At 48.0% G+C, this 17,961-nt stretch carries 17 protein-coding genes and 1 tRNA gene; 12 read left to right on the forward strand and 6 right to left on the reverse strand.

Annotated elements, in window-relative coordinates; all coding sequences use genetic code 11:
* Positions 1 to 166: 166 nt before the first annotated feature.
* Complete coding sequence (locus H6F72_RS07220) at positions 167 to 1,639, reverse strand: glycoside hydrolase family 13 protein (RefSeq protein WP_190433255.1); 1,473 nt, start codon at positions 1,637 to 1,639, stop codon at positions 167 to 169.
* A 193-nt stretch (positions 1,640 to 1,832) separates the two neighbouring features.
* Between H6F72_RS07220 and H6F72_RS07225 the strand changes: the two genes are divergently transcribed.
* From H6F72_RS07225 to H6F72_RS07235, 3 genes are all read left to right on the forward strand, one after another.
* Entirely contained in the window at positions 1,833 to 2,645 is an 813-nt protein-coding gene (locus tag H6F72_RS07225) for a C39 family peptidase (protein WP_190433257.1), read from the forward strand.
* Between the two features lie 137 nt (positions 2,646 to 2,782).
* Entirely contained in the window at positions 2,783 to 3,112 is a 330-nt protein-coding gene (locus tag H6F72_RS07230; RefSeq protein WP_190433259.1) for a CU044_2847 family protein, read from the forward strand.
* Between the two features lie 3 nt (positions 3,113 to 3,115).
* Positions 3,116 to 4,960, forward strand: a complete 1,845-nt coding sequence (locus H6F72_RS07235) for a tetratricopeptide repeat-containing serine protease family protein (protein ID WP_190433261.1) — start codon at positions 3,116 to 3,118, stop codon at positions 4,958 to 4,960.
* Here the strand turns inward: H6F72_RS07235 and H6F72_RS07240 are convergent.
* Complete coding sequence (locus H6F72_RS07240; RefSeq protein WP_190433262.1) at positions 4,950 to 5,537, reverse strand: hypothetical protein; 588 nt, start codon at positions 5,535 to 5,537, stop codon at positions 4,950 to 4,952. The genes H6F72_RS07235 and H6F72_RS07240 overlap by 11 nt on opposite strands.
* Positions 5,538 to 5,885: 348 nt before the next feature.
* Between H6F72_RS07240 and H6F72_RS07245 the strand changes: the two genes are divergently transcribed.
* The 4 genes from H6F72_RS07245 to H6F72_RS07260 all read left to right on the forward strand — a co-directional run bounded on the left by H6F72_RS07245 (position 5,886) and on the right by H6F72_RS07260 (position 9,560).
* Positions 5,886 to 7,175: a glucose-1-phosphate adenylyltransferase gene (locus H6F72_RS07245; RefSeq protein WP_190433263.1), complete on the forward strand. Its 1,290-nt coding sequence runs from the start codon at positions 5,886 to 5,888 to the stop codon at positions 7,173 to 7,175.
* Entirely contained in the window at positions 7,159 to 7,722 is a 564-nt protein-coding gene (locus H6F72_RS07250) for an AAA family ATPase (protein WP_190433264.1), read from the forward strand. Before H6F72_RS07245 ends, H6F72_RS07250 begins: the two co-directional genes overlap by 17 nt.
* Positions 7,723 to 7,865: 143 nt before the next feature.
* Positions 7,866 to 8,297, forward strand: coding sequence for an Hsp20/alpha crystallin family protein (locus H6F72_RS07255; protein WP_190433265.1), 432 nt, complete (start codon positions 7,866 to 7,868; stop codon positions 8,295 to 8,297).
* Between the two features lie 249 nt (positions 8,298 to 8,546).
* Positions 8,547 to 9,560, forward strand: a complete 1,014-nt coding sequence (locus tag H6F72_RS07260; RefSeq protein ID WP_190433266.1) for a DnaJ C-terminal domain-containing protein — start codon at positions 8,547 to 8,549, stop codon at positions 9,558 to 9,560.
* Here H6F72_RS07260 and H6F72_RS07265 read toward each other — a convergent pair.
* Positions 9,557 to 10,090 carry a peroxiredoxin gene (locus H6F72_RS07265; RefSeq protein WP_190433267.1) on the reverse strand — a complete coding sequence of 178 codons (534 nt, stop codon included), beginning with the start codon at positions 10,088 to 10,090 and terminating at the stop codon, positions 9,557 to 9,559. The two genes, H6F72_RS07260 and H6F72_RS07265, sit on opposite strands and share 4 nt — an antisense overlap.
* A 122-nt stretch (positions 10,091 to 10,212) precedes the next feature.
* Entirely contained in the window at positions 10,213 to 10,824 is a 612-nt protein-coding gene (locus tag H6F72_RS07270; protein ID WP_190433268.1) for a peroxiredoxin, read from the reverse strand.
* A gap of 239 nt (positions 10,825 to 11,063) precedes the next feature.
* Here H6F72_RS07270 and H6F72_RS07275 point away from each other — a divergent pair, with 239 nt between their 5' ends.
* Positions 11,064 to 11,888, forward strand: a complete 825-nt coding sequence (locus H6F72_RS07275; RefSeq protein WP_190433270.1) for a DNA adenine methylase — start codon at positions 11,064 to 11,066, stop codon at positions 11,886 to 11,888.
* A 97-nt stretch (positions 11,889 to 11,985) separates the two neighbouring features.
* Here the strand turns inward: H6F72_RS07275 and H6F72_RS07280 are convergent, their stop codons facing one another.
* A complete protein-coding gene (locus tag H6F72_RS07280) occupies positions 11,986 to 13,032 on the reverse strand; it encodes a zinc-dependent dehydrogenase (protein WP_190433272.1) in 1,047 nt (348 codons plus the stop codon).
* A gap of 116 nt (positions 13,033 to 13,148) precedes the next feature.
* Here H6F72_RS07280 and H6F72_RS07285 point away from each other — a divergent pair, with 116 nt between their 5' ends.
* The 3 genes from H6F72_RS07285 (at position 13,149) to hetR (ending at position 16,841) form a co-directional block, all read left to right on the forward strand.
* Entirely contained in the window at positions 13,149 to 15,014 is a 1,866-nt protein-coding gene (locus H6F72_RS07285; RefSeq protein WP_190433274.1) for an FAD-dependent oxidoreductase, read from the forward strand.
* Between the two features lie 198 nt (positions 15,015 to 15,212).
* The gene (gene patX / locus H6F72_RS07290; protein ID WP_190433277.1) at positions 15,213 to 15,434 is read left to right on the forward strand and encodes a heterocyst-inhibiting protein PatX; all 222 of its coding nucleotides are present in this window, start codon (positions 15,213 to 15,215) and stop codon (positions 15,432 to 15,434) included.
* 480 nt (positions 15,435 to 15,914) lie between these two features.
* Complete coding sequence (hetR, locus tag H6F72_RS07295; protein WP_242016827.1) at positions 15,915 to 16,841, forward strand: heterocyst differentiation master regulator HetR; 927 nt, start codon at positions 15,915 to 15,917, stop codon at positions 16,839 to 16,841.
* A 23-nt stretch (positions 16,842 to 16,864) separates the two neighbouring features.
* Here the strand turns inward: hetR and H6F72_RS07300 are convergent.
* Positions 16,865 to 16,938, reverse strand: a tRNA-Pro gene (locus H6F72_RS07300).
* Between the two features lie 107 nt (positions 16,939 to 17,045).
* On the opposite strand from H6F72_RS07300, the gene lipA reads away from it, so the two are divergent.
* Positions 17,046 to 17,951: a lipoyl synthase gene (gene lipA, locus H6F72_RS07305; protein ID WP_190433279.1), complete on the forward strand. Its 906-nt coding sequence runs from the start codon at positions 17,046 to 17,048 to the stop codon at positions 17,949 to 17,951.
* The last annotated feature ends 10 nt before the right edge of the window (positions 17,952 to 17,961 follow it).

Genomic DNA, 17,961 nt, shown 5'->3' on the forward strand with positions numbered 1-17,961 from the left:
AAAATGAGGCAACCGGAACCCCAGCTGCCCCTCGCTTAACATTAGCTCTCAAACTGGCTTAAATATCATCCCTATATGGAGATGATGTTCAATCAAGCAACGTTGGTCGAATGTCTTCTTGCCAGCAGTTGAACCAGAATTTCATCTGTTTGATCACGAAGCTACTTTATGACGAAGCCGCAGTCAGAATACAGCCTGTCCGAGCAGGAATGGTCAAGCTCAACTGGGAAGGATTCTCTTCACCCCACTCCAGTTCAGCGGAGCCGTAGAGAATCTCGCTAGGACGCGATCGCAATCCTGTCTCATCCCAATCAATATGCGCCTTCCCAGAAGCGGTCCCCACATTCACAGCGACAATCACCTCTTCGCCACCCAGAACTCTGGCAAAGACATAGACGGTGGTTTCGGCAAACAACACCTGATAGGCTCCTGTTCGCAAAGCTGCGTAGCGGTTCCGCAAATCAATCAGGTAGCGGTGGTAACTGAGAACATCTTGCTCCCACTTGTCTTCCATGGGGAAAGCTCGTCGTGAATCCGGATCGAGTGCCCCTGGCAGCCCCACTTCATCGCCGTAGTAGATACTAGGAGCGCCTGGATACGTCATTAGAAGAATGGTGGCAAGTTCTACACTGGCGCGATCGCCCCCCGCAATCGAGAGCAAACGAGCCGTATCGTGACTGGCTAACAAATTCAACTGAGTTAGCTGAATTTCCCAAGGATACAGCGCTAACACTTCCTGAATTTTCTCAGCGTATTCCTTGGCAAACAGCGGTGGATAAGGATGATAGGCTCGGCCTTGCACCTGCTCCATCACCACGCGATCGCCTGCGGCAAATGCGATCGTAGGAGCAGCAAAAAGATAATTCATCACGCCATCAAACTGCGTGCCATCCAGCCACTCGCGGGAATCTTCCCAAACTTCGCCGACAATGTAGGCTTCTGGATTAATTGCTTTGACGCGATCGCGAAACTCTTGCCAAAATCCGGGCGCTTTCACCTCAAAAGGCACATCCAAACGCCAACCATCAATGCCAAATTTAATCCAATATTCCGCCACCTCCATAATGTATTCCCGTACTTCTGGATTGTCATGGTTGAAGACGGGCAAAGCTCGGTTATTATCCCAGCCTTCGTAATTCGCTGGGTACTCCCCGTTATAGGGGGACACAGGCCAATCGTGAATCTTGAACCAATCCACCCAAGGAGAATGTGGCCCGTTTTCCAGCACATCGTGAAAGAAGAAAAAGCCTCGACTCGCGTGGTTAAATACACCATCTAGCACCACCCGAATATCGCGCTCGTGAGCCGCTTCTAGCAAATCCCGAAAGGCTGCATTTCCCCCCAGCATCGGGTCCACTTGGTAGTAATCGTGGGTGTGATAGCGGTGGTTACTCGCAGATTGAAAAATAGGGGTGAAGTAGATAGCATTAATCCCCAGATCTTTGAGATAGTCCAACTTCTCTATCACCCCCCACAAGTCGCCACCTTTGTAGCCTTGCAGCGTTGGCAGCTCGTCCCAGGCTTCCCAACTGGCATTTTTTAACAATTTTTTGTGTGGATGGTGGCTTTTGGCAAAGCGATCGGGGAAAATTTGGTAGAAAACTGCGTGCTTGACCCAGTCTGGCGTATAAATCTGCATAAGTAGCTCTCTAAGCCTCCACTGACAAGGTACAGGCACAAGCCATTTCGCAATTCTTTCCCCTGGTAGAAAGTCAGCGATTAATTGTGATTCGATGACGAAAACTTGACTCCTAGCCTTGTTGATATAACTCAGACCAATCTAGAGGTTCCTTATCCCCCGACTGGAACCATATATCTTTAGGTGATTTGTTATGAAGCTCAAAATCCTGCAAAATACCGTTTTCAAATTACAAACTGCTCAGGCATCCGATCTACCCGCTGACCAAAAAGAAGAAATCACCGCTGGCCAATTGCTCGATCTACACTCCTACAAAGTTGAAGGCAAGCTCATCAAAGTTTCCTTTAAAAATGTTGAGTTCAAAGGGCGCAATACTTGGTACGCCTTTGCCGATCATGTCCGCTTAGTGACTTCTCAAGAAGATGTGGTCGCTACACAACAACAGCTTTCACCTCCGACACCGGGGGAACTACCCCGCCAACACCGCATTAAAGACTTTCCTTATCTGGCCCAAACTGATAATCGCTACAATCCAGGCGGCTCCTGCAATGTCACCAGCGTAGCAATGTGTCTTTCTTTCTTTGGTGCTAAACCCACTAGGGAAGCCCAACTCGAAGATGAGTACTACGATTTCTTAATCGAGCAAGGTCGCTCCAGACACGATCCCTACGACTTGAAGTGGTTAGTGGAGCAAAAAGGGTATAAAGATGACTTCCGCGAAACTGCTTCGATTCAAGATGTGAAGAAGTGGATTTCTCAAGATAAACCCGTGATTTTGCATGGGTACTTTACTCGCTTTGGTCACATCATTGTCTTGGTGGGCTATAACTCCGAAGGTTTCATCGTCCACGATCCCTACGGTGAGTATTGGGATAGTGGCTACGACATGAACACTGATTGGGATAAAACTAAAGGCAAAGGCTTGGTTTACTCCTACAGCTTAATTGAGCGCACCTGCTCCCCCGAAGGCCCAGGCAATATGTGGTGCCACTTTATTGCTAAGTAGCTCTTGCTTGTTAATAAAAGGCAATCGCTTTCCTAGCTTTGAAGGAGGGAAGGCGATCGCCTAGTCAAGTTTACAAAGCCAACTTTTGGCAAGGCAATCAAGAAAATATTTTAGCAAGTCACAACCAATCATTTTTTATGGCGAAACGTTTGATTGAATTTCCCTTAGAAGGCGGCGGTTATGTTCTGGTTGAAGTTGCAGAATCAGAAGCATCCGATAGTGTAGGGCGAATTGGGCGAGAAGATGAGCTTTTGCAGAAGTCGCAACAAACCTTTGAGGCGGCTCTAGATGGAATTAAACCAATTGCTAGCACGCTAATCAATAAACTTCGGAGTCTCAATCAACCTGCAGATGAAGTTCAGGTCAAATTTGGATTAAAAATGAGTGCAGAAGCAGGCGCAGTGATTGCATCAGCCAGCATTGAGGGTAACTATGAAATTACATTGAAATGGAGTCAAAACCAGTAACCAATGGTTGCACCTCTTCAATATGCAATCGTCCGAATTCGCAAATCAAGTGGAGCGATCGTTGGAGCAGGGTTCCTGGTTCACGAAAAATATGTTTTGACTTGCGCTCACGTCATTGCACAAGCCCTAGGCATTGCGGAATCAACGCCTCAAAGCCCTTCAGAATCTGTTCACCTCGACTTTCCACTCATTGATCCTGCTGTGCAACTGACAGCACAGGTGGTTCTTTGGCGACCCGCTCCAGTTAAGGGCGCTTCCAACCAAGGCCACGAGGATATTGCTGCTCTAGAACTTAACAGCTTTCCACCTCCCGCCGCAAAACCTGCACGACTATTGCTAGAAGATGATCTGTGGGATCATCCCTTCCAGGCCTTTGGATTTCCCGCAGGTCATGATGATGGGTTGTGGTCCACAGGAGTTCTGAGGGCAAAGCAAGGTACTGGATGGGTACAAGTTGAGGATACAAAATCGCCAGGTGGACGGCTAGAGTCAGGCTATAGTGGAACACCTATATGGGATGAAAAACTTAACGGTGTTGTCGGAATGGCAGTTGCTGCTGACTTGAAGCGAACTGAGGCCAAAATCGGTTTCATCATTCCAACAAGATTGATGGCAACTACCTGGACAGCTTTAGCAGAATTGACAATTCCTCCGTTAATTTTGGCGAGCAAAAAATCCAACCGTTCTCTTCAATGGATACTCGCAAGTTTATTTGGTTTGGCTGCCTTAGGAGCAAGCACTCTATTAATTCCTCAAGTTCGTGATCGCTTGGGCTTAGGAGAAGCAGCCTGTTTTAGGGAAGCAGAGAGAAAAGGGGAAAAGGCGATCGCTGTTGTTGGTAAGTTCTACAACGAACCAGGAACACCTATTATGACACCCTTGCTTGAGGATCGAATTCTTTATCGGCTTAACAATAAGCCAGTACCTAGATCGAGAGTTTGTCTAATCACTAACAGAGTTAGATCAAGAACCGAAGCCGAAGTATTAGGGACTCAACAGAGGGCAGCAATTGTTGTTTGGGGAACCCGTAGTGGAGCAACTTTAGAAGCTAGTGTGTCTTTAATAAAATCAAAATCTACCAGCAGACTACCATTATCTGCTGATACAGCTAAGGACTTTGACGATAGAACCAAAGATTGGCCAGATTTAATCTTAATTCTGACGATTTCTAAGTTGAGTCGCCTTACCAAAGAAGAAGGACACATCAGTGAAGCTATTGACATGCTTTATCAGACTTTGATTGAGGCAGAAAACAGATTGCCTGACTCTCAAAACTTACTGACGATGAAAGTTTTCTCCAGTGCCTACTATCAACTAGGAGATTTGTATTCTCCAATCGAAAAGCTTAGTTGTCCTAGCAGCGAAGATAACTGTGAGAATGCTTTAGCAATGTACAAAGCATCTTTCCGCTGGAATCCAACAAAATATCAGGCACTAATGAGTCAAGGAGTTCTTTTAAATCAATTAGGTAGACTTACTGAGGCCGAGCAAGTGTATACGCAAGTAATCACTTCTATACCTGAACATCAAAACGAGCAAAAGATTATTGCTTACGCGAGCAGGGCAGAAGTATATCTTAGAGAAAGAAACTATATAAAAGCAATCACCGATTGGCAATCTACTCTTCAGCAGGAGCCTCGAAATACGTTTTTTTTACGTCGCTTAGGGCTAGCTCAATTACGGGCTGAAAAGATACAGGAGTCCAAAGAAACCTATGAGAAAATTAACCGCTACTTGAATGATAATAAAGCAAAAAAATCTGAAGTAATTGAAGAACTGAAAAGACTTGCAAAAGAACAACCTAAACTAGCTTCTAGCATCAATACTGTAGCTTCTATTATTCAGTAGGAATATTTGTCAAATCATCCGGATTGCATTCAACTTTCTTGCCGAGCCTAATATACCAACCTTTGTCTTCTCCATTTTCAATGAGTTTCAAGTAGTATTTGTTATTTCCGCCATCAACGCAAGGATATTGAACGCCAGTATCAGAACTTGTTCTAAAGCTAATCGTAGTTCCCGCCAATCTAGCTCTCTCTCTAGTTTCACTATTCAGTCTTTCAGATAGCTTATGAATATACTCCATCGGAGGAAGTGAAGGCTTATTGGCTGATTGCAACTTCTCCGATTCGGTTTTTTCTAGTTGATGCGGATTGTCCTCTTTCTGTTGATTTTTTTGGCCCCACTCAAGCACATAAGTCTCTCTTAATCCTTCGTCACTCTCTCCAAAACAATGAAATTCAAGGCGCAATCCAACAAGCTCATCTGCGGAAGATCCACAAGCTACTAGTTCATTTTTTATTGCTACCTTGGCAATCTCTAGTAGTTGGTCAAGCCCAAGCCTTCCAACCTTACCTTCAGACAAATTCAACAATTCCTTAACTGACTCCTGTTCTGTTAGAGGCTGTTCTAGGTCAATTATCATTGACTGTTTTCTCAAGGGTTTCCCTCTAATTTCTATCACTGTGTTTGTTCAACATCATAATCTAATCACTTTGGTGTAGGAATGATTAGAGGCTTTAGTAATTTTTTACTTTTAGGTTATACAAATTAATGCTTTATTTCTCCTTAAAAGAAGTGATTATAGCGATCGCCTTCCTCACTCCATAAGTGCGATCGCGCTCTCCTGCTCTTAATCTCGCCTTAAGCTAAACCTCCTCTGCCTTTGGGCGGATCGACAAACCTCTCTGTTATCTTCCGATCCCCTCTTGCAAACTGCCACACTCAGACCGACACTTATCTTGGGAGTTGACTGGCAGTTTAGAGGTCTTTTGTGAAAAGAGTATTATCGATTATTCTCGGTGGGGGAGCCGGAACCCGCCTTTATCCATTGACCAAGCCTCGTGCGAAGCCTGCGGTGCCCCTCGCAGGCAAGTACCGTTTAATTGACATTCCTGTTAGTAATTGCATTAATTCTGAAATATTCAAGATTTACGTTCTGACTCAGTTCAACTCAGCCTCCCTTAACCGCCACATTGCCCGCGCTTACAACTTTGCTGGCTTTACTGAAGGATTTGTTGAGGTACTTGCAGCTCAGCAAACCCCCGAAAACCCCAACTGGTTTCAAGGTACGGCCGACGCAGTTCGTCAGTACATGTGGTTGTTTGAAGAGTGGGAGGTCGATGAGTACCTGATTCTCTCCGGAGATCACCTGTACCGCATGGACTACCGTCAGTTTGTGCAGCGCCACCGGGATACAGGAGCCGACATCACGATCTCAGTCGTGCCAATGGATGAGCGACGAGCGTCTGACTTTGGCTTGATGAAGATTGATGCTTCTGGCCGAGTTGTAGACTTTAGCGAGAAGCCCAAAGGTGAAGCGCTGAAACAGATGCAGGTAGATACCAGCATTCTAGGGTTGGATGCCAAGCAAGCTCAAGAACGGCCTTATATTGCCTCAATGGGCATTTATGTCTTTAAGCGCGATGTCTTGATGAACCTGCTGAAGCAGTCGCCCGATCGCACTGACTTTGGTAAGGAGATCATTCCAGCTTCCGCCGCAGACCACAACGTCCAAGCTTATTTGTTCGATGACTATTGGGAAGACATCGGAACGATTGAAGCTTTCTACGAAGCTAATTTGTCGCTAACTCAACAACCGCAGCCACGCTTTAGCTTCTACGACGAGCAAGCACCGATCTACACTCGTGCCCGTTACCTGCCTCCTAGCAAACTTCTGGATTGCCACGTCACCGAGTCAATCATTGGGGAAGGGTGCATTCTGAAAAACTGCCAGATTCAACACTCTGTCTTGGGTGTGCGATCGCGCGTAGAATCCGGATGCGTCATCGACAACTCCCTGTTAATGGGTGCTGACTTCTATCAACCCTTTGCCGAGCGCAATACCAACTGCGAAACTCGCACAGTACCGATGGGGATTGGAGCCAACACCACCATTCGACGGGCGATTATCGACAAAAATGCCCACATTGGTTGTGATGTGCAAATCATCAACAAAGATCGGATAGAAGAAGCTGAGCGCGAGGACCTAGGGTTCTACATCCGCAACGGCATCATCGTAGTGATGAAAAATGCCGTGATTCCGGATGGAACCATCATCTAGGCAAGAAGCTAGGGGTGTGGAGTTAGGGGAAGATTACCTGTCAACTCCACATCCCACGCCGACTACTACTCGCCTAATTATTTTCATGGGGCTGCCAGGAAGCGGCAAAACCACCCTGGCTCAACATTTACTCACAGCTAGCCCGGAGCGTCGGTTGATTTCTACTGATGCAATCCGGGCTCAATTGTTTGGCGATGAAGCAGTCCAGGGGCCGTGGTTGCAAGTATGGCGCGAAGTCCAACATCACCTACAGCAAGCAGTTGAGCAGATCTCCCAAGGCCACATTCCCGATGCGATCTACGACGCTACCAATACGGCTCGCAAGCAACGGCGACGGGTGTTAACGTTGGCGCGATCGCTGGGCTTTCAGGAGGTTGTCGGTTTTTGGCTAGATTTGCCTTTGGAAGTGTGTTTAGCCAGAAACCGTCAGCGCGATCGCGTGGTTCCAGAAGCTGTAATGCTGCGAATGCACCGACAGCTTTTAGGTGCGCCTCCAGCGCTAGAGGAAGAATTCACGAGCTTGATTCGTCAGTCTTGGCATCAGTAAAACAGGCAATGGCGGAAATTGCGATCGCATCTCGCGCAAGAACCGAACTCTGCGCTAACGCAACCTCTGATACCTTAAATCTAGTTGAAAGACCCACAGCAAGGGACTAGATAGACATTGAGAGGTTTTGAGAGGTTAGAGTTATGGCACTCATTCGTTGGGAACCCTTCCGTGAAGTTGACACCCTACAGCGGGAAATGAATCGGTTATTCGATCGCCTCGCTCCCGAAGTCAACCATACTGCCTTTGTTCCTGCCGCAGAAATGCAGGAAACCTCAGAAGCCATTCAGCTAAAAATTGAAGTACCTGGGATTGAAGTCAAAGACTTGGACGTGCAAGTAACCGCAGAAGCGGTCTCAGTTAGTGGAGAGCGGAAAGCTACTGTCCCCAGCGAAGAGAGAGCTGTCTTTCGTTCCGAGTTTCGTTACGGGCGCTTCCAACGAGTCATTCCCCTCCCCACTCGGGTTCAGAATACCCAAGTGCAGGCTGAGTTCAAAAACGGCATTTTGCATCTCCACCTACCCAAGGCTGAAGAAGAACGCAACAAGGTCGTTAAGGTGAATCTAGCAGGGTGATTGGAGTGGCGATCGCTACTGCTTAGATGCCTGATTAAATCAGGTGCTTGGCAAGCTGGTTGCCTAAATCCGCACTTAATTCGGTCATAGTTCAGGGGAGGGCGTGAGTCAGCATCGCTCTGCCCTGAATCTATGTATAAGCTATTGGAGTTTAGCTTTGCCCCTTACCGCATCCAGATTGCGGCGCGGCTAAAGCAGACGATCATAGATATAAAGACATAAACTGAAACTATTAGAGGAGGTAGGTGGATGGCTGCAACCGACTATAAAGATTACTACGCTGTCTTGGGAGTGAATAAAACCGCCACTGCCGACGACATTAAAAAAGCATTTCGTAAACTAGCCCGCAAGTACCATCCAGACGTTAATCCAGGCAACCAAGACGCGGAAGCGCGTTTTAAGGAAGTCAATGAAGCCTACGAAGTGCTATCTGACCCAGAGAAACGCCAGAAGTACGACCAGTTTGGCCAGTACTGGAAACAAGCGGGTGGCGGGTGGCCAGGTGGTGGAAGTAGCCCCAATGTTGACTTTGGCAACTTTGACTTTAGCCAATACGGCAGTTTTGATGACTTTATCAACGAGCTGTTAGGTCGCTTTGGCAGCCCTGGTGCTGGCCCTAGCCCCGGCGCTGGACGACAAGCCTATAGTTATCGCACCACTCCGGGTGGCCCAGGCTTTGGGGACTTCGGCGGCTTTGGGGGTTTTGGCGACACTGCTACCGCTCCAACTCAAGACAGCGAAGCTGCGATCGCTCTCACCCTGAGAGAAGCCTTCCAAGGTGTGCAGAAACGCCTCAATCTAGGCAACGAAGTGATTGATGTCCGCATTCCTCCAGGGGCGAAACCCGGTAGCCGCATCCGCGTCAAAGGCAAAGGGCCAGCGAGTCCCTATAACCAACAACGCGGCGATCTCTATCTGGTCGTCAACATTCAACCCCATCCCTTCTTTCAGTTTGAGGGCGACAATCTAGTCTGCGAGGTGCCGATTGCGCCGGATGAAGCAGTGTTAGGGGCACAGATTGAAATCCCTACTCCCGATGGCAGCGTCACCATGAATGTGCCTGCTGGCGTGCGGGCAGGGCAATCTCTACGCTTACGAGGCAAAGGCTGGCCCAATCCCAAGGGTGGACGCAGTGATCAAATCGTCAAGATTGCGATCGCCTCCCCCAAGGAACTCAGCCCCCAAGAGCGTGAGTACTACGAGAAAATTCGAGCTATCCGCAGCTTCAATCCTCGCAGCCAAATCCAAAGCATGCAGCTCTAGAGCGCCGCCAACAACTCCTCCACATCGGCGTTGTGCGACAAAAACGAGAACATATGTCGGAAGCGCAGGTTGCCTTGAGAGTCCAAAACAAACTGTGCTGGAAGGGGTGCGCCTAGAGCTTGCCCAACTCGGTAAGCGCGAAATATTTGGCAGCTAGGATCACTAAGAAGTGGCATCTTTAGACCCAAATCACGCACCACAATTTGGCTCTGGCGCTCATCAGTACTGGTAATCATCAAAACTTCCGCACCGCAACTCGTAAACTTCTCGTAGTTCTCGTTTAGCGCCTTGATGTGAGGGAAGCAAAAAGGACAGTATTGCTTTTCGGTAAAGATGCGCGTAAAAGCCAAAATTACGGGTTGCTTTCCCCGGTAAGCCGCTAATTTAATCCGCTGACCCTGAGTAATATCTGGCAACTCAAAATCAGGAGTTTGCTGGCCTAACTTCAAGGAACTCGTTGCTGGAATCGGGAAAAAGTTGTTGAAAAAGCGCTGATTCAGCAGGCCGCTAAAGTCTGTTGAGGTTAGCATCGCTAGCTATAACTGATGTCTGTGAAGTAAGGTTCGGAACTACAGTCAACCATAAAAAAGGGTGAGCATTGCCCACCCTATCAACAAATTACACAGAATCGCTAATTGCTAATCGCTAGCAACTATACCGCTGCGAAGTAATTCTTGGACTTCACAGGGTCAGGATTCATGGTGGCATCACCAGGCTTCCAACCAGCGGGGCAGACTTCATCGGGGTGAGACTGCACGTACTGAATTGCCTGCAAGGTCCGCAGAGTTTCATCCACACTACGACCGAAAGACAGGTTGTTAATGGTGGAGTGCTGGATCACGCCATCTTTGTCGATGATGAAGAGACCGCGTAGTGCCACGCCTGCTTCAGGGTCGAGCACGTTGTAAGCAGCGCTGATTTCTTTCTTGATGTCGGAAACAAGAGGATAGTTGAGGTCACCCACTCCACCTTGTTTGCGATCGCTTTGAGTCCAAGCGAGGTGAGAGAATTCACTGTCTACAGACACGCCTAGAATCTCAGTCCCAATTTGCTTAAATTCGTCGAAGCGATCGCTGAAAGCAGTGATTTCAGTGGGGCAAACGAAGGTAAAGTCTAGGGGGTAGAAGAACAAGACAACATATTTGCCTCGGTAGTCAGACAGCTTGATGGTCTTGAACTCTTGATCGACCACAGCCGTTGCAGTGAAGTCGGGGGCAGGGCGACCAACCCGGAGGCAACCTTCGGTATTGTAGGTCAAGGTCATGTACTTGATTCTCCTTGAAGAGTCTACAGGTCTACATTTGCTGAGTCATAGGTAAGCAGTGAGCAACTCACTTTCTCCTACGCAGGCAACGACTGATTATTTAAGAACTGTTACGCAATATATCATAGTCATAACGATTTTGAGTAGGGCCTGTGGCAGGTTTGCCACAACCTTGGGAGCGCTAAGTAAGGCTTGTTTGACATAATATTGAGTCTGCTTCTGCTTCACAGCCTGTTTTGATGCCACCTCAAACTGCTCCGTCTATCTCTCCCCGTCCCTTCTTGAAATGGGCAGGCGGAAAGAGCCAACTCATTTCTCAGTATCAGCCTTACTTTCCTCAAGAGTTTGCCACTTACTACGAACCTTTTTTAGGAGGGGGGGCTGTTTTCTTTCACCTCTTACCAAAGCAAGCCATTCTTACAGATATTAATCCAGAATTAGTGAATGTTTATTGCTGCGTTCGAGACCAAGTTGAACCTTTGATCCTGCGCTTGCAAGAGTATCAGAAACAGCATTCCCATGACTACTATTACCAAGTAAGAGCTGAGAAGCCTACGACTGATTTGGAGCGAGCAGCTCGTCTAATCTATTTGAACAAAACTTGCTTCAATGGCTTATATCGAGAAAATTCCAAAGGGAATTTCAATGTACCCATTGGGCGCTATAAAAATCCTGGGATTTGCAATGCAGAGTTATTGCGCTCAGTATCACTAGCCTTGCGATCAACTGTAATTGTAATCAAGCCTTTTGAGGCAATTTTAGATTGCGCTAATCGTGAGGATTTCATCTATTTTGATCCGCCCTATTATCCTCTTAGTTCGACCAGTAACTTCACTGCTTACAGTCGCTACGCCTTTGATCAAGAGCATCAAATAAGACTAAGAGATGTATTTGCAAAGCTGGCAAGCCGAGGTGTGAAGGTGATGCTTTCTAATTCAGATTGTGAGTTTATTCGGGAGCTATACGCAGGCTTTAATATCAACGCGATCACCGCTGCTCGATCGATTAACTCTAAAGCAAGCAAGCGAGGAAAAATCACAGAGGTTTTGGTGACTTCCTATTAATTCATAGAGTAATTGAGCGAAGAAAAAGAAAATTTGGTTTTCTTAATATCCAGAAGGCAACACCCAATCGCCTTCTGGATTTTTCAACTGAATTAGTTTACGGATATATCAGAATTTTGTAGGTTTCTGGTCCCGGTGAAACGGCTTGTTCGACAGCTTGAGATAGATCCTCTAGGGGATAGCGATCGCTAATCAATGCTTCGACATCAATGCGACGATTAAACACAATATCCGCAGCCAAATTCTGTACCCGGAAAGAAGAGCTGTAACTCCCCATCAAGTCAATTTCCCGGCGATAGAGAATATTGGGATTAATGGGAATTTCAACCTCATCGGGAAACTCTGCGAAGAACAAGATTTTGCCGCCTTTGCGCGTGCAATCTAGGGCTTGGAAGAAGGCTTTGTCGCTGGGCACCGCGAGCAGACTCACATCCACACCCATGCCTTGGGTTAATGCCTGAACCTTCTGAGCAATTTCAGGATCGCGGGCATCAAACGCGGCATCTGCCCCTACACTCAGAGCTTTTTCAATCCGAGCAGGAATTAGATCTGTGGCGATCGCTCTAGCACCGAAGTACTTCACCAGCATGATGAACATCAGCCCAATTGGGCCTGCGCCGGTGATCAGTACGGTTTGACCGGGGGCAATTTGGGCTTTTTTAACGGCTTTGAGGCAGCAGTTAGTCGGTTCGACAAAGCTGGCTTGCTCAAAACTAATGTCGTTGGGGATGGGAATCAAGCCACCGTTTCGGACAATGTGCCCCGGCACTTTGACATATTCGGCAAAACCGCCACCGCTGGGAGCAAATCCTGCTGTTGTCGTGACGTTTTTGTAGACATCGCACATGGAGAAGTTGTCATTAAGGCAATAGTTGCAATGCATACAGGGAATGTGGTGCATTACGACGACGCGATCGCCCACTTGCCAATTTTTGACTTCAGCCCCGACAGCCGCGATCGTGCCAGCAGTTTCATGACCAAAAATTCTGGGTGGTTCGTAGAGAGGATAGAGAATTTTTTTAATGTCAGATTGGCATAGCCCCACAACTTTGACTTGCACGAGCACTTCATCTGCGCCTAATTCAGGCACAGGCAGTTCCTCGTAACTTAGCTGCTTTACCCCACGAAACACTTGTGCTTTCATACTCCCCTCTAATGCTGCTAATCTGCCGCTAAAGTGCCGAAATTAGGTTTTTGCAGACCCAATGATCATAAACTTTACCAAGACTCGTTATTCGTCACGCCGGCAAAGTCAATCGCATGCCACTCACCTTAGAAGAATTAACCGCTGATGTTTTAGTTGTGGGTGGAGGCACAGGCGGCACAGTTGCAGCCATACAGTCGGCCCGACGAGGAGCCAAAACCGTTTTAGTCAGCGAGTTTCCTTGGCTGGGTGGCATGCTGACCAGTGCAGGAGTTTGTGCCCCAGATGGCAATGAGCTGGCTGCGTTTCAAACCGGAATTTGGGGAGCTTTTCTCCGAGAATTACAAAAACGGCAACCGGGTGGCTTAGATCATGGCTGGGTCAGCTTCTTTACCTATGACCCTCGCATTGGTGCCCAGATTTTCGCCGATTGGGTGCGATCGCTGCCTAACTTGCAGTGGATTAGCGGTCAAACACCTGTAGAAGTTCTACACCAAGGCGATCGCGTTATGGGCGTGCGGTTTGCAGAGGTGACAGTCAAGGCCCAAATTACCCTAGATGCCACCGAACTAGGCGATTTATTGGCTTTGGCAGAAGTGCCTTACCGTTGGGGTTGGGAACTGCAATCTGAATGGCAGGAACCGAGCGCTCCACCCTCTGCCAATGCCTTAACTCAGCTCTGCCCAGTACAGTCGCCTACTTGGGTAGTGATTCTACAAGACTTTGGTGCGGGCAATCATGCCCCAGCGATCGCCCCTCCACCCAATTACGATCCAGCCCAATTTGCTGGAGCTTGGGAAGGTTATAGCCCAGAGCAGTTTCTCAACTACGGTCGCTTACCTGGCGATCGCTTCATGCTCAACTGGCCCCAGTGCGGCAATGATTACGGCCTAGGTGTGGATCGCCTGGTTCAATCGGCGCAAGCGCAACAGGAGTTTTTGCAAGAAGCTCGCTGGCATACTCAAGGTTTTGCTCATTTTATCCAAACGCAACTTGGCGATCGCTACGGTTTAGCCGCTGATATTTTTCCCGACCTACCTGGAAATTTGGGAGGTGGAGCTTACGCCCTGCATCCCTACTATCGCGAAGCTCGCCGCCTCCAAGGACTGGTGACTGTACGCGAGCAAGATATTTTGCCTGTGCCCGGAGGGCAAGTAGCTGCTTTACCTGTAGATGAGCAAGGTCAAGTCACGGCGATCGCGATCGGCAACTATGCAAATGACCACCACTACCCGACGCATATCAACGGCCAAGCTTTACCGAGCGTCAACCTTAAGCCTAAGTCAATTCGATGGGGTGGACGCTGGACAGGAACTCCTTTCACTATTCCTTACGGTTCCTTGATACCGCTAGCAGCGGATGGCTTATTGGTCTGTGAAAAGAATATTTCTGTCTCTCACATGGCCAATGGTGCCACCCGTTTGCAGCCTACAGTGATGAATATTGGTCAAGCCGCAGGCATGGCTGCTGCATTGTGTGTAGAGCACAACTGTCAACCCAGAGAACTCAAAGTGCGATCGCTGCAAACTGCTTTACTGGAAGAGCCTACTGCACCTGCTGCGATCGTTCCCCTCTTCAATTCGCTACCTGATCATCCTGACTGGCTCCGGCGGCAAGCTCACTATCTGGCTCATCCAGAGACGTACCCCACCGATGGTCAATGCAGTCGAACCGAGCCCCCAAAAGAACAACAAATTGCAGCAAGTTCTAGCTCTGAGTCAACTAGCGCCACCTCAATGGTGCTGAGTGGTGTTTTTTGCCGCGATCGCCCTCAAGAGTATGATTTGATTCCGTTCAGCCCAACGGCACCGTCAGATCACCCTTTAGCTGCCACTACTAGCCTGGTCACCCTATGCCCTCAGATTAACCAGCAACTAGAATCTTATCCACATCAACAACCGATACAAATATTAGGGCGATTGAACTCAGCGGGCAATTGGCTGTTAGTTGAGCAAGTTTCCCCATTGGCGGGATCAGAATGAGCAGAAAAAATTGCTAACAGCTCTATCGGGCTCTCCAGCATTTGATTGCAGCCATACTAGTTAACGAAAACCAACTGCTAAAAATCAACTTTTTCTTCAGAATTTAGCCAAAGCAAGCCTGGCTACCACAATTTTTTTCCTGATCCGAGGTCAGAAGTTCCGTATCAGAAAGTAGCAGCTCTGAGATGGATACTTCCCATGCACATTTATCAATCTGTCATTGCAGTTCAATTGCTGACAGTTGTTTTGGCATTTGGCTGGCAGCCTACTAGCTATAGCTTACACAATTCTCCGCCTTCTGCTCAAACTCAAGCAACTTTAGCCGCTCAAGCAAGTCGAAGCACTGACGTCGCCCCTCATCGTGGTAGTGGACGTCGTAGCCTAGGCCAAATTGCTCGCTCGTTTCAGCCTCAAATTTAACTAGTTCAAGCGCGACATTAGAGTATAAATTATAACCAGCTTTGGGTGAGGATACAAACAACCTAGAGCTGCTTTTCCGCATCAAGAGATAGGTGACAAAAAGACAGGTAATTTGTAAGGGTAAGCCTGCTGTCATAACTCTTGCAATCAAAGGAACTTAATGCCAAATCAGGATTTCTCAGACCGCTCAGCCAGGGTGATTGAAGCGGCTCGATTTTGTCGGCCTGAATGGCAATAGTGGAGCAAGAGAATTTCTTGAAATGCGTCTCTAGGAAAGGAAATTCAGCTATTCTCAAATGGCTGATCCATAATCCTTGGTTTAGGAAAAATCACTAGTGCTTAAAATACCTGCATGCTTTAAGCTTAAGGGTGTTCGATGAAGAGAGTAAATCGATTGTTCTGCAATAGAGATAGAGCTATCAATAAGTGCTCAAACTTTTATACACAAATTGTATATTCACCTAGTCGCTCCTGCGGAGCATGGCTACTGCTATGACTAACGACTTAGATCTGATCAAACGTCTTAGCCCCAGTGCAATGGATCAGATCATGCTTTACTTGGCCTTTAGTGCCATGCGCACCAGCGGACATCGGCATGGGGCATTTCTAGATGCGGCTGCAACTGCTGCCAAGTGTGCTATTTACATGACTTATTTGGAGCAAGGACAGAACCTGCGTATGACAGGTCACTTGCACCACATTGAACCCAAACGGGTCAAAGTAATTGTTGAGGAAGTCAGACAAGCCCTAACGGAAGGCAAACTCCTGAAAATGCTGGGGTCTCAGGAACCTCGGTATCTGATTCAGTTTCCCTACGTTTGGTTAGAGCAATATCCTTGGCAGCCTGGGCGATCACGCATTCCTGGGACAAGCCTCACCTCCGAAGAAAAGCGCCAGATTGAGCAGAAACTACCCGACAATTTGCCAGACGCTCAACTGATCAATTCCTTTCAATTCATGGACTTGATCGAGTTTCTGCATACGCGATCTCAAGAAGACCTCAGCGCAGATCGTCAGATGCCTTTAAGTGAGGCATTGGCAGAACACATTAAACGCCGTTTAATTTACTCTGGCACTGTCACACGCATTGAGTCGCCCTGGGGCATGCCATTTTATGCGTTGACCCGTTCTTCCTACTCCCCCGCCGATGATGAGGAGCGTACCTACATCATGGTAGAGGACACAGCTCGCTATTTTCGCTTGATGAAAGATTGGGCTGATCAGCAACCTCGTGTCATGCGAGTGCTTGAGGAACTCGATATTCCTACCGAAAAAGTGGATCAAGCACTGGAAGAACTAGATGAAGTCATCCGGGCTTGGGCCGATCGCTACCATAAGGTAGGCGGACAATCCATGATTCTGCAAATGGTACTCGGTCCCCGCGAGGAAGAAGGCTCCTCTTGGTAGTTTCCTTTTTATCAAGTTAAAAATCGGGATGACTGGATTCGAACCAGCGGCCCCTTCGTCCCGAACGAAGTGCGCTACCAAGCTGCGCTACATCCCGTCGTAGTCTCAACTAACCAAGTTTAGCCTATCACAGCACAAATATATTGTGATGCGCCGCTACTTGTTAAGATTAAGCATACATAACTTCAGCAATCAAAACTCAGCGTGGTTGTTAAGCCAGAGTGGTTACGGGTAAAAGCTCCCCAGTGGGAGCGAGTTGGTAGTGTCAAAGAAATCCTCCGGGATTTAGCACTAAATACGGTGTGTGAGGAAGCGTCTTGTCCCAACATCGGTGAGTGCTTTAATCATGGCACAGCAACGTTTTTGATCATGGGACCAGCTTGTACAAGAGCTTGTCCTTACTGTGATATTGATTTTGAGAAAAAGCCCAAACCACTCGATCCTACTGAACCCGATCGCTTGGCTGAGGCAGTGCAGCGATTGCGCTTGAATCACGTTGTGATCACCTCTGTAAACCGAGATGATCTGCCCGATGGCGGTGCATCTCAGTTCGTCCGGTGTATTCAGGCAATTCGAGAAACTTCTCCCAGCACCACCATCGAAGTTTTGATTCCAGATCTGTGTGGCAATTGGCAGGCACTAGCAACCATCTTGCAAGCACAACCAGAGGTGCTGAACCACAATACAGAAACCGTACCTCGGCTTTATCGGCGGGTACGTCCTCAAGGCCAGTACGAGCGCAGTTTAGAGCTTCTCAAGCGATCGCGAGAACTTGCCCCTTGGGTTTACACCAAGTCTGGCATCATGGTGGGCTTAGGAGAAACCGACGCGGAAGTGCGGGCAGCCATGCAGGATCTGCGAACTGTAGACTGTGACATCCTTACGATTGGGCAGTATCTACAGCCCAGCCAAAAACACTTAGGCGTAACCAACTTTGTGCCGCCAGAGCAATTTGAGGCTTGGCGACAATTTGGCGAATCTATTGGCTTTTTGCAAGTCGTGTCCTCCCCCTTAACCCGCAGTTCTTACCATGCGGAGCAAGTGAGGGTATTAATGGAACGCTACCCCCGCACTGCTGCGCCCTCTGCTAATTCCTCACCACTAGATTGAGCAAAGGGTT

Origin of the sequence: Trichocoleus sp. FACHB-46, assembly GCF_014695385.1 — a bacterium.
In the GTDB taxonomy this organism is placed as follows: Bacteria; Cyanobacteriota; Cyanobacteriia; order FACHB-46; family FACHB-46; genus Trichocoleus.